The 13,228-nt window shown below is 65.0% G+C and carries 6 protein-coding genes and 1 pseudogene; 3 read left to right on the plus strand and 4 right to left on the minus strand.

Annotation, left to right across the window (positions count from 1 at the left end; all coding sequences use genetic code 11):
• Positions 1–112: 112 nt before the first annotated feature.
• Positions 113–241 (minus strand): annotated as a pseudogene (locus IFT82_RS21570) (PEPxxWA-CTERM sorting domain-containing protein); the annotation flags it as partial.
• Positions 242–771: 530 nt separating this feature from the next.
• Entirely contained in the window at positions 772–6,939 is a 6,168-nt protein-coding gene (locus IFT82_RS21260; protein WP_192129854.1) for a M10 family metallopeptidase C-terminal domain-containing protein, read from the minus strand.
• Positions 6,940–7,352: 413 nt separating this feature from the next.
• On the opposite strand from IFT82_RS21260, the gene IFT82_RS19810 reads away from it, so the two are divergent.
• The 3 genes from IFT82_RS19810 to IFT82_RS19820 are packed head-to-tail and all read left to right on the plus strand — an operon-like array spanning position 7,353 to position 12,143.
• Positions 7,353–9,083 (plus strand): TolC family protein, encoded by a 1,731-nt coding sequence (locus IFT82_RS19810; RefSeq protein WP_192129855.1) that lies wholly within the window; start codon positions 7,353–7,355, stop codon positions 9,081–9,083.
• Positions 9,080–10,828: an ATP-binding cassette domain-containing protein gene (locus IFT82_RS19815; protein WP_244647015.1), complete on the plus strand. Its 1,749-nt coding sequence runs from the start codon at positions 9,080–9,082 to the stop codon at positions 10,826–10,828. The genes IFT82_RS19810 and IFT82_RS19815 overlap by 4 nt, the downstream gene beginning before the upstream one ends.
• Before the next feature lie 10 nt (positions 10,829–10,838).
• A complete protein-coding gene (locus IFT82_RS19820) occupies positions 10,839–12,143 on the plus strand; it encodes an HlyD family type I secretion periplasmic adaptor subunit (protein ID WP_192129856.1) in 1,305 nt (434 codons plus the stop codon).
• 80 nt (positions 12,144–12,223) lie between these two features.
• On the opposite strand, the gene IFT82_RS19825 is transcribed toward IFT82_RS19820, so the two are convergent.
• Both IFT82_RS19825 and IFT82_RS19830 read right to left on the minus strand, forming a co-directional pair.
• Positions 12,224–12,793 carry a hypothetical protein gene (locus tag IFT82_RS19825; RefSeq protein WP_192129857.1) on the minus strand — a complete coding sequence of 190 codons (570 nt, stop codon included), beginning with the start codon at positions 12,791–12,793 and terminating at the stop codon, positions 12,224–12,226.
• Between the two features lie 53 nt (positions 12,794–12,846).
• Positions 12,847–13,008, minus strand: coding sequence for a hypothetical protein (locus IFT82_RS19830; protein WP_192129858.1), 162 nt, complete (start codon positions 13,006–13,008; stop codon positions 12,847–12,849).
• Positions 13,009–13,228 lie beyond the last annotated feature (220 nt).

The following is a 13,228-nucleotide window of genomic DNA, read 5'->3' on the forward strand; positions in this document are numbered from 1 at the left end:
CAATACCAGCACGTCCGCCTGACGACCAACCATCCATGCCTCCCGCCTGCGCCAGAGAGCATACAATGCAGCTTACTTCAGTTCCAGGTGACTAGCCGGCGACCGCCTGACCTCAGGAATGGCTGGCGGCGTAGGAAACCCGCGTCGTGATCCTGCGGCGGCGCATCGCCGATCCCGCCAGACCGAAGCCGATCACCATCATCGCCCAGGTCGCCGGTTCGGGGATCGCAGCGACGGTGGTCACCGTCAGCGTTCCGGTGGCGTTATTCGGTCCGTCGGTGAGCGCGAATGCCCCCGTCCGCAGGGTCGGTGCGCTGTTCGATCCGGTAAACAGCTGTGGGCCGAGATAGCCTCCGACGACGGTGCTGTCGAATCCACCGTCGAGACCGGACTGGAACGTGAAGTCAAAGGTGCCGCTGCGCGCCACGCCGCCAATGGTCAGGTTCTGCACCGCCGTTGTGAAAGCAAAATCGGCAGCAGTCGACACCATGGGATTGCTGTCGACGTTGAACGTGAACCGTTGCACGCCACCGGAGGTCGGCACAAAACTATAGAGTAGCGTGGCGGCGGATGCCGGCATCGCCGTCGACAGAAGCAGCGTGGCCGCCGAGAAGAGCAAGGACATTTTTTTCATGTAAATTCCCCTTTGGCCTACCCTGAGGCTATTCTTTGAGAAGCGATAGAATTTTGTCTATTCGCCTGTATCAAAATGACAAAATCGGGTCGGGTTCACTGAGGCAATTCAACCTTCCGTGAACCCGACCATGAGTGTTACGCGATGATGAGCATATCCGGCGCGATCTGATTGACGGCAGGCTGGTGCCAGACCTGATCGACGAAGAGGGCGGCATGACCCGTATCATCGACGAATGCCGCCGCGATCGCCACATTGTCCACTGCCTGCGCCCCGACATCGCCCGCAAGATGTGTGACGTAGGCACGGGCAAGCGCTTCCTCGCCGGTGCCGACGATCGCTGCCACGTCCGGGTTGGCCAAGGCATAGGCAGCTGCATCGAACGTCGTCGCCCGCCCCTCTGTCGCGCCATACTGGATGTAATGACGAGCCGCCGCGGCCTCATCGGCGCCGAACACGTCGATCAGATCGGGGTTCGCGGCGAGGTACGCCCAGCCATCGAACGTGGTGGCGCGCCCCTCGGCAGCGCCATAAGAGATGAAGTGCCCGGCGGCGGCGGCTTCATCCGTCCCGAAGGCAGCGCGCAGATCGCTGTAGGAGGCGAGATAATCGAGTGCGTTGAATGCCAGCACCCGGCCCTCGGCGAACCCATAGTTGAGGAAATGACGCTCGCCCGCCGCGGCATCTGCACCGAAGGCAGCACGCAGATCGCTGTATCCGGCGATATAGGCGAGACCGTCGAAGCTGGCCGTACCCTGCATCAGGCTGGACCAGGACCCCGTGGCCGTGCCGCCGATGGCGCCCTGCTCGATCCCTGCTACTTCGGTCGCGCCATATTCCGTTACCAGGAACGTGCGCTCTCCGGCGACAAGCAGATGATAGTCGGACTGCACGCCACCCAAGATCAGCGTGTCGCTGCCGCTGCCGCCGTCAACCCGGTCGAAGCCACCGGCCGGCGCCTGCCCGGCATCGCCGCCTGCGACGATGATGTCGTTGCCCGCGCCACCCGACAGGAGGTTGCGTCCAGCATTGCCGACGATGGTGTTGTTCCCGTCGTTACCGGTTCCGTCGATCGCGGCGGAGCCGGTCAGGATCAGGTTCTCCAGATCGATGCCCAGTGCGTAGGTAATGCTGGACGACACGGTATCGACACCGCTGCCGGCGGTCTCGACGATCACGTCGCCGGCATTGTCGACGACGTACCGGTCGTCGCCCGCGCCGCCGGTCATGACGTCCGCGCCCAGGCCGCCATCCAGCACATCGTCACCGTCGCCGCCGTTCAGGACATCGTTGCCGGCCAGACCGAACAACACGTCGTTGCCCTCCTGCCCGCCAAGTACGTCATTGCCCGTGGCGCCGGTGATCGTATCGTCGCCGCCGAACCCGGTCAGCGTCAGATCGCCGATGAACCCGTCGAAATTATACGCTGTGAATCCGCCGGTGAAGCCGTTGCTGATCGCGAAAATGGTGACGAAGCCGTTCGTCGTTCCGACGCCGTCGCGATCGACCTGGAGGAGGACGTCAGTCCCTGATTGCAGCAGCCGCAGGTGACCGCTCGCGAACGCGTTGCTGTTCGCCGTGTAGCCGGTCAGCCCGCGATTGAGGAACTCGCTCAGTTCAAACTTGTCGCCGGTATTGCCGCGCTCGAAATCCCGCACGCGGTTGCCACGTGCCGTCGTCGCTACTTCGGTGGAGGTCGCGGCACTGGCCCCCACACCCAGTTGGATGATGTCGGCGCCTTGACCGAGGGTGAGGGTATAGTTGTTGAGGCCGGCAGCACCGCGCATGCTGATGCTGACAACGTCGTTGCCCGTGCCCGCCCTTACCGCGGCACTGGCCACGCCGGTCAGGACGATGCGGTCGTTGCCCGCGCCGCCATCAACGGTGACGACATCCACGTTGCGATCGTTGGAAGTCGCGCCCAGCGCCAGATAAGTGCTGCTCGACAGACCGGCGGTGTTGGTCGCCAGCGCCGTCGACAGCGAACCGCTGCGCAGTTCGAGGAAATCGTCGCCGTCGCCGCCATCCATTGCGATGGTCGTCGCCACCGTTCCGCCGACGCGCGTCGCCAGGATGCTGTCGTTGCCGCCATAGCCGTACAGCGCGTCCGTCTGGCTGCGGGCGGTGGTGGCGGCAACCGCATTGTCGATAATGAGGTTGAACTCGTCATTGCCGCGCAGCGTATCACCGAACGCGGAGCCGGTCAGATATTCGATGCCGGTCAGGGTATCGCTTCCCTCGCCGCCGGTATCCTGTGCCACACCCTGAATACGCAGATCGACGTTCACTGCCGCGGTCGAATTGACATAGGTGGCGGTGTCCAGCCCCTCACCGCCGATCAGGGTGTCGTTGCCGAGACCGCCGGACAGCATGTCGTTGCCGTACCAGCCGTCGAGGACATCGTCGCCCTCATTGCCCACCAGCGTATCCAGCGTGCCGCCGCCGCGCACGACATCGTTGCCGAGACCGCCACGGAATACCACCCGCTCGATGCTGGTGAACGAACCGCTGGCGATGCCATCGACCGTAATCGCACTGTCGCCCGCCAGATTGCCGAGATCGAAGCGCACCCCGCCCGCACGCCCCGTGTAATAGGCATAGGCAAGATCGGTGCCGTCGCCACCGTCGAAAACGTCGTTCCCGCCGTCGTTGGTGTACACTGCGCTCAACCCGGCGGAGGTGGCATTGGCGATCCCGCCGACCAGCGTGTCGTCGCCGTCGCCGCCACGCAGGATATCCTCGGCCATGCCGCCGACCAGCAGATCGTTCCCCGCGCCGCCTTCCAGCACGTCGTTGCCGTCGGCGGTCGTCGCCGCGGTGTTGAAGGTGTTGACATAGTCGCCGAAGATCACGTCGTTGCCCGCGCCGCCGATCAGCGTGTCGGCAAGGCCGCCGCCGATGACGAAGTCGGCCGCCAAGCCGCCGATCATTCGGTTCGACGTCGTGTTGCCGCCGGTCAGATTGTTGATGGCGGCGGTCGCACCGATCACGTTCTCGATATTGGCGAGCGTGTCGGTGCCACCAAAGGCCCCGACCGTCTGGGCGGCCGTCGTATTCAGGTTGATCGTGACAGACGAGGATGAGCCGGAATAGTCGACCGTGTCGGACCCCGCCGCGCCGTTATAGCTGTCGTTGCCGCCGCCATCGAAGAAGATGTTGTCGTTGGCATCGCCCGTGACCGTGTCGACCCCGGAACCGGTGCGGACATTCTCGAACCCGGTGACGGTATCGCTGCCGACGCCGGTGTTCTGCGCGGTGAGAACGGACAGGTTGACCGTCACGCCGGTCGAACCGCTGAACGCCACGGTATCGATGCCGGCGCCGCCGTCGAGCACGTCGTTCCCCAGCCCGCCTTCGATGACGTTGGCATTGGCGTCTCCCGCAAGGGTGTCGTTGCCCATGCCGCCGGTCAGGTTCTCGACGCTCCTCAGCGACGCGATCGCTGCGCCGGCGGTGGTGGCGACGCCGTCCACCGTGCCGCGCAGCGTCGCGGCGACATCCGCGGTGTAACCCGCGAAGGAGGCGGTGTCCGATCCGTTGCCGCCGTCCAGTAGGTCGACAGTGCCCGCTGCGTTGGCGCCGGGGTTCAGCGTATCGTCACCCGCGCCGCCCGTCAGAACGTTCTCGGCAGCGTCGCCGGTCAGGCTGTCGCCGAACGCCGACCCCAGCAGATTCTGGAATCCGGTCAGTATGTCGATTCCGGTGACACCGGTATTCTGCGCGGTTCCCTGCAGCGCGAGGCTTACCGTCACCCCTGCGCCGGCACCGGCATAGGAAGCTGTGTCGTCTCCGGCCCCACCCACCAGGGCGTCGTTGCCCAGGCCGCCTTCGATGACGTTCGCCCCGGCATCGCCCGTCAGCGTATCATTATACTGAGATCCGATCAGGTTCTCGATGCCGGTCAGCGTGTCGGTGCCCGCGGCGCCGGTGTTCTGCGCCGTGCCCTGCTGGTTCAGGTCGACCGTCACACCCATCGCGGTGGTGCTGTACGCGGTAACGAACGATGCGGTGTCGTTGCCTGCACCGCCAGCCAGCACGTCGTTGGCATAGGTGCCCTGCAGGAAATCGTTACCCTCGCCACCGTTCGCCACGATGCTGCTGGTGTTGTTGACCGTGAATACAGTCGACCCGGCAGCGCCTTCCAGCGAGATGTTCAGCTGGTACGTCTGCCCCGCCAGCATCGGCTGTGCCACTGCCGAACTGGTGTAGCGGCCAACGCGGATGTAATAGGTACCCGCCGCCGCGAAGGTGTAGGTGATGTAGGCGTCGTCGCCCGTCGTCGTGCCGGTATCGCCGGGACCGGTATCGTTGGTCGCCAGCAGATTGCCCGCACCATCGACCAGTTCGATGATGCTGTCGGTGAGCGACCCGGTGCCATCGATGTCGAAGATCGCGCGTGCGCCGGCCGCCGTCACATCAACGCGGTAATATTCCAGCGAGCCGCCAGCGGCGGTGGCGTTGATCGTCGCATGCGGAATCGTTGTCGAACTGGCGATGTTCGTGTTGGAGTCGATGTCAAAGGCACCCGCGGTGTTGATCGCGGTGGCGATGTTGCCATTGTCGGTGGCTGCCGGCTTCAAGATGTCCGGCTTCGACGGGGCAACATCGGACGTCACGACGAAGCTCGTCGTGACGGTGAAGCCCCCACCGATCAGCCGGTCATCGCCGCCACCGCCTGAGAGCGTGTCGGCACCGCCCAAGCCGATGAAAGTGTTGTTCAGGCTGTTGCCGGTCAACGAATCATTGCCGGTGGTTCCGGTGATGTTCTCGATGCTGCGCAGCGTGTCGGCTTCGCCGTCATGGCTGACGATCACGTCCGCGCCCGTGTCGTTCAGCGTTACCGTCACGCCAGTGGTATTGGTGAAGACCACCGTGTCGCTGCCGGTACCGCCATCGAGCACGTTGTTGGCGGTGTTGCCCACCAGCACGTCGTTGCCTGCGCCGCCCGTCGCATTCTCGATCAGCGAGCGGGTGTCGTTGTTGAACAGCAGCGACATGGCGATGTTGCCGGGCGCCAGGTTGACCAGGTTCTGATAGGCCAGATTGTTGGCCAGCTGCGCCTGATCGACCGTGGAGAATTCACCAGGACGCAGATCGATGGTGACGCCGCCGGCATAGTTGCTGGCATCGATCGTGTCGTTGCCGCCCCCGTCCCAGACGGTGAGGAATATCTTGTTGCCCGACGGCGCACCCTGACCGACGCCGTTGATGAACATCTCACCGGTCGGTTGGCTGAAAGTGTAGACGCTGTCGCCGGCATTGGTGGTATAGTTGGCGCCGTACATATACTGCAATGCTGCCAGATCATACTGCATGTACGTCTGCGGCTGATTGATCTTTTCGCCAGCGAAGTTGCTGTTGGTGAAAGGCGCAGGAGTATAGGTCATCAGCGACCATGCCTGGCCGTCGCGATCAGGGGTCAGCGACTGACTACCGAACCGCGGCGCGGTGCCGAAATAGAACGACAGATCGCTGTTCGTGTAATCCTGATGTCCGTGCTTCAGCCCCATGGTGTGGCCGATCTCGTGCATCATCGTGGCATAGCCCCATGTGCCCTTGAACTGGAGATCGTAATAGGGCTGGTTCGTCCGGCCGAACCAGATATCGCCCGCGACGCCGCGCGTATCCGACGGGAAACCGCCAAAGGCCGAGGTAACGTCCTGATCCGCGGACTGCGAGATACGGATATTGGCGTGGACCGTGTCCGTTTCGGTGATCTCGGTGAACGTCAGCCCGGATACGGCCGAGATCTGGGCGAAGGAGGCGCGTGCCGCCGCCTGCTGCTGCGTCCCCAGATCGATATGATACAGGCTGACGCCGTTGGTATCGTAACCCTTGCCGTTATAGTTCGAGCCTGAGGTCGGGAAGCTGTAGGTCAGGTTCTGCGAACCCCATTTCGACCCGATCAGCGTAGCATCGACATTGCGGTTGCCCGTGAAGAACCGGCTGCCATCCGGATTGGTGCCAAGCGGCAACAACTGGCCAATATTCTGCCCTTCCGGGTTCGCGCCGGTGGGATCGACGCCAGGGGGCTGATCGCCACGTGCGCCGCCCTTGACCGCCAACATCCCCTGGCACGCCGCGCACCCGCATCCTGCCGTGATCGTCGTGTGGACGACCTCCAGCGTATCCAGCGTACCGGGCCCCATATCGCCATCAGGCGCGTGATTGAAATTGACGGGCACAATGGGGGACGCCACGACCACTTCATCGACGAGCGTTGGATGGAATTCTGACAATGGATCGCGGATGCCGATCACCACATCGTCGGTGGACACGGTGTTGCCGAGGTCAGAAACGCTCATCAGTGATCCCCCTGGTCATGGCGTCCCATGGTGGGCGCCACGCGACGCATTATTTACGGCCCTCTCCGGCCGCACACGTTAACTATGTTTCATGTATCCGTAACGCATTGCAATCGGTCAATAGAGCCGGTCCAGAAAAATGCGATTTATTGAAATAGTCGGATTGAAAGGCCGATATTGATGATGTCGCCTGTGTATTCGCGCCGCCCTGACCCGGCGTATCCGATTCGTGTGGACGCGACAGGCCAGTTTTCGTAACCGCGTTGTGACAGACGCGGTGGCCCCCGCAAATGGCCGTAGACAACGGTTTGCCGGATCATCGGGTCCCGGATCACCGGATGGGGACCCGGTCGATACGCCGCGCTGTCGATCAAGATGCATGTGGCGGCAAGTTGGGGGCGGGTGACACGGGCATGACAAGGGACAAGGCGATCGCCCATGGCGGCACTTGCGTCGTGTCGCGCGGTGCCAGGACGGTGGCCGAGACGACCGCCATTGGCGCGAGGGGAAAGGCCGCCGGGCCCCATGTCCTGCTGGCGGTGGTATCCGCGCTGGCCGCCACTCCGGCCGCCGCTCGGCAATCGCCGACGTTGCCGCAAGGCTCCCTGATCGTCGACCCGCAACAGGGCGCGACACCGCGGCCGTTGCCGCCCTCCCCGTCCTTGCCCCGGACCCCGGGCAGCCCGCCGATGACGATGCCCGCCACGCCGGCGATCGACAGATCGGTCCCGTCGCTGGTCATCGCGCCCTTATCGCCGACATCGGTGCGTGACGCCCCCCGTTACGATGCCCGCACGCCATCACGGCCGGCCGAGCCGGGCGGTCTGCCGGTGCCGGGCGGCGATCCGCTGAACATCGATCCGGCTAGTGACCCCATCCTTCGGCTGGCGCACACCGAGGCGCCGATGCCGTTGTTCCAGCAGGCGATCGCCGCCGCGGTGGCACGTAACCCCGCGCTGGACGAGGGGATCGCACAGGTGGACGAAGCCGAGGCGGCACGGCAGGAGGCGAAGGCCCGCGTGCTGCCGGTCGCGGACCTGTCCATCTCCACCTTCCAGGTGATCGACCGTCAATTTTCCAACGATCCTAACAATGTGCTCGAACGATCCCGGCCTCGCAACCGCACCGACGGGCTTATCCGGGTCCAGCAGCCGATCATCGATTTCGGCGCGGGTCTGGCACGCATCCGCGCCGGGCAGGCGCGACTGGACGCAGCGCGATCGATGGTGGAGGACACCGGCACGCGCATCGCGTTGCAGGCAGTCGCGGCTTGGTACAATGTCTATGGTTACCGCGTACTGGTGCGACTGGGCGAGACGTTCACCGCCAGCCAGCGCGAACTTCGCGGCGATATCGAGCAGCGCATCCGTCAGGGGGCCGCCGCCCCGGCCGACATCGCACAGGTGGACAGCTATATCGCCTCCTCCGGTGCGCAGCTTGCCGATTTCCGGCGCCAGCTGGCCGGTGCCGAGGCGCAATATGCCGCCATCGTCGGGGCGGCGCCTTCCTCCGATCTCGCCCGCGCGCCGGTGCCGGTGCTTGCAGATGTCGGTGCCGCGATGCTGGCGAACGATACCGACGGGTTGCCGGTGGTGCGCGCCGCCCGGCTGGGCGTCGCGGCGGCACGGGCCGATGTCCGGGCATTGAAATCGGATCGTCTGCCCCAGTTGTCCGCAGGGATCGATGCGGGGCGTTACGGCATCATCGAGACCGCCCGCGATTACGACCTGCGCGGCAGCGTGACGCTCAGCCTGCGTCTCGGTGGCGGCGCGAGCCAGCGTATCGATCAGGCCGAGGCTCGGGCGGACGGGGCCGATGCCCGTCTGCGCCGCACCCGGATAGAGGCGCAGCGCGATGCGGAGATCGCACTGGCGGACGTGACTGCGCTCAGGGAGGCGCAGACGGCGATCGAAAGCAATTACCTGGCCAGCCGCCGATCCCGCGACCTGCTTGCTGAGCGGTTCCGCGTCTCCCGCGGTACGTTGTTCGACCTGCTTGCCACCAATAGCAATTATTTTGGTGTCGCGACCCGGTTCGTCCAGACGATGATCGAACTCGACATCGCCCGCTATTCCCTTCTTGCCCGCACCGGCCGCCTGCTGCCGATGCTCAGCATCAAATCCGCCACGCTGGAGCCACGATGACGGCCAACGCCCCCCCATCCGGCCAGGACATGGTCGAGCATCCTCGCCCGCGTTTCGCGCCGTGGCTGATCGAGCCGATGCTGCGCAACAAGGACACCTATCTGAAGGTCGCGCTGGCCGCGGCTATGATAAACATCTTCGGCCTCATCACCTCGCTGTTCACCATGACCGTTTACGACCGGGTGGTGCCGAACAACGCGTTTTCGTCGCTGGTCGCGCTGTCGATCGGGCTGCTGATCGTCGTCATCTTCGACTTCCTGCTGCGCGTGCTGCGCGCCTATTTCACCGATCTGGCCGGGGCCGACATCGACCACGACGTGGGTGGGCGCGTGTTCCGCCGGCTGATGGCGATCCGGCTCGACCAGAAGAAGGGGTCGACCGGCGCGTTGACCGGGATGATGCGCGAACTGGAGACGCTGCGCGATTTCTTCGCCTCCGCCACCATGACCGCGCTGGTCGACGTGCCGTTCATCGTCGTCACGCTGATCGTCATCGCGCTGCTGGGCGGGGTGCTGGTCTGGGTGCCGCTGGCGGCGATCCCGATCGTGGTCGGGGCGGGCTGGTTGACCCGCCCCGCGCTCGACCGTTTATCGGCGCGCTCGATGAGTGAGGGACTGACCAAGCAGAGCATCCTGGTGGAGACGGTCGGGGCGCTGGAGATGGTGAAGACCAGCGGGGCCGGCCATCTGCTGCGTCAGCGCTGGAAGAAGGCGAATGAACAGCATTCCGACAGCTCGATGCGCCAGCGGCTCGTCTCCACCATCGCCACCACGGTATCGGTGTCGGCCAACACGCTGGCCTATGCGGGCACCGTCGTTGCGGGCGTGTTCCTGATCGCCGATCAGCGGTTGACCACCGGTGCGCTGGTCGCCTGCTCCATCCTGTCGGGGCGTGCGGTGCAGCCGCTGGCCACGATCGCGACGCTGCTGGCGCGTCTGTCGGCAACGCGCACTGCCTACCGGCAAATCAACACAATGATGGAAACCGCGTCGGAGGAACCGGCCGGGACCGCGCTCCGGCCGACCCGTTTCGATGGTCGCATCGAGCTGCGCGGCGTCGAGTTCCGCTATCCTGGTGCGGCTGAAAAGACGTTGGACGGCCTTAACCTGGTCATCCCGGCCGGGCAGCGGGTCGCGCTGCTGGGCAAGGTCGGATCGGGCAAGTCGACGATCGCACGGCTGATCCTCGGCCTGTATCCGCCGCAGGAAGGGCTGGTGATGATCGACGGCACCGACATCCGGCAATATGATCCCCAGGCCATGCGGGGGTTGATCGGCACCGCGTTGCAGGAACCGGTGCTGTTGAGCGGTTCGGTGCGCGAGAACATCGTGCTCGACCGCCCCCAGGTTGACGAGGCGGAGATGCTGCGCGTTGCCGATCTGTCGGGCACCCATGGGTTCATGGGCAGGCTCGCCAACGGCTACGACCTCAAGCTCGCCGATCGTGGCGAGGGGCTGTCGGGTGGCCAGCGCCAGTCGATCAGCCTGGCCCGCGCGCTCGCCGGGAAGCCGCCGGTGCTGGTCTTCGACGAACCCACCAGTTCAATGGATCAGATCACCGAAGCCCAGCTGATCGACCGGCTGGAGGCAGAGTTGAAGGGACGCACCTTCGTACTCATCACGCATCGCCCGGCACTGGTCCGCCTGGTCGAGCGCATCGTGATCGTCGAAGGGGGCAAGGTGGTTCAAGACGGACCGCGCGATGCTGTCCTGCAATCGCTGCAACGTCCACGGGCGGCGGCTTGAGTATTTTCAGATGACCGACACACATCTTGAAGACCTGACCGATCGCATCCGCCCCAAGGCGGTGTCGAACCTGCTGCTGTGGCTGATCGTCGGCTTCGTCGTCGTCTTCGTCATCTGGGCGACCGTCGTGAAACTCGATCGGACCGTGCATGCGCCCGGCCGCGTGGTGCCGAGCAGCCGCCTGCAGGTGCTCAGCAATCTGGAAGGCGGGATCGTCTCTGCGATCCTCGTGCGTGCTGGCGATGTCGTGAAGCGTGGCCAGCCGATGGTGCGCCTCGACCAGACCCAAGCCGGGGCGGAATTCGGCAGTAGCGAGATAACGCTCAGTGCGCTCACTGCCAAGATCGCTCGACTGGAAGCGGAAATTGCCGGCCGAAATCCGGTCTATCCCGCCGCCGCTTCCCCCGAAGTCGCCGAGCAGATCGGGATCGAACGGTCGCTTCACGCCGCGCGGATGAGCGATCTGGCCAGCCTGAGTGCGGCCGCGGCTGCGCGTGAGACACAGGCGCAACGCGCGGTCGCGGAAGCACGGTCGGCCTATGAATCGCGCGTCGCCGCGCGCGATGCCGCCAAACGCCAACTCGACCTGATGCGGCCGCTGGTCCAACGCGGGATTGAGCCGCAGCTGACGCTGATCCAGCTGGAAAGCAGCGCCGCGGTCGCCGCCACCGATGCCGCTCAAGCACTGGCGGCCGTTGCCCGCGCCCAATCCGGCGTCGTCGAGGCGCGCGCCAGCTTAGCGCAGGTTAGGGGGGCATGGCGCGCCCAGGCCGGCACCGAGCTTGCGGCGGCGCAATCGGAAATGGCCGCGCGTCGCCGCGCGATCCCTGCGCTTGCCGCGAAGGTGGGACGAGCAACGGTCGTTTCGCCCGTGGACGGCCGGGTCAATCGCGTCCTCGTCGCGACGGTGGGCGGCAGCATCGGGGCGGGGCAACCGATCGTGGAGGTGGTGCCGAGCGCGGACGCGCTGACGGTGGAGGCACTGGTCAACCCCAAGGATATCGCCGCGGTGCGGATCGGCCAGCGCGCGCGGGTTGACATCACCGCCTATGAAACTGGCATCTACGGCGGCATGGAAGGCCGCGTCGTCACCATCTCGCCGGACGCCACCATCGACGAACGAACGGGTGAGAGCCATTACATGGTGCGCGTGCGCGCCGATGCGCAGAATTTCCGCGACCCCGAGGGCCGACGGCTCGCGATCGGCCCCGGTATGACCGCCGACGTCAATCTGATTGGCGACAAGCGATCCGTCATGGCTTATATCCTGACGCCCTTTACCCGGTTGAGCGAACAGGCGCTGCGGGAACGTTGACCCGTGCGGCGGTTATCGCCGGGCGACGGGGCGGCGATGCCATCAATCCGGAACCGTAGATATCGCGTTAGAAGCCGGGCTTAAGGGCGCTTGACCGGCTTTGCCTCCGCGCCGGTCGGGTCAGAAAGCGCTGGGTTTCCTCCGCGCGAACCGGCGGCAGCATTGCCCGGCCGGGCGGTCACGACATCGTCATATCGACCGCAAAATCGCTTGCTAGTCACACCCCCCAAGACCTGCACGCCGCAATAATCCTTCGCGCGCATGACCACGTCGCGCAAGACGATCGTGCGTCCGTCGCGCAAGTCGACCGTCAGTAGTCGATCAGGACCGATCATGACGAAAGCGGTGGACAAGGTCCGTCGCCCGATGGCCTCAGCGGGCAGGTCCGCGGCGACCGTCGGCATCGGCGCCATCACGGGGGTGTCGGCCGCGGACACCGCCTCCAGGATCGGGCCTTGTGCGGCATGAGCACGGTCATCGGCCTCCGGCGGCACCGGCTTGCTGTCAGCCGCCTGTCGGACAGATGCTATCGCGTCCCCCGCTTCCCGGTTCGTGGACTGTGGCTGACCGGGGCGGTGCATGGCGGCATCCTGAGGCGATGGGGAACAGGCGACGATGGCCGCTGATAACGACAGCAAGATGCGGAGCATCACCTTCTCCGTGGCTTTGACAGGACATTGGATAGGCGAAAGCGCCACCGGAGTCACGAAACAGGCGGCTTGGCCACCCATTCCTCGACGGCATGCCGCTTATGGCCGCCGCCAAATTCTCCGACCGCCAAGGCATTGCGAACAACAACTTCCCCTAGCTGGTCGCCGCGCTCTCGTACCTCGGTGCGGGGCTCTCGCAGTTCGTCTGGCAGCATGCGGCGTCCATCGTACATGGCTCGCGGGCGCCGGGGTGGTTCGATGACCTCGACCCACAAGCCTACCGGTCGTGGAGCCATTGAGGCTGAACTGTTGCAGCCGCCTACCGTGCCGGCAATGACCCCCTCAGTCCCTTCGCGGCTGAATCGCATGCACCCACGCCAACTAGAGCATAATCCGAACGGCGTGAATCGTTGGGGGATTCCCAAGGGGGCTGAA

The organism is Sphingomonas sp. CFBP 8760, assembly GCF_014841615.1.
Taxonomy (GTDB): Bacteria; Pseudomonadota; Alphaproteobacteria; order Sphingomonadales; family Sphingomonadaceae; genus Sphingomonas.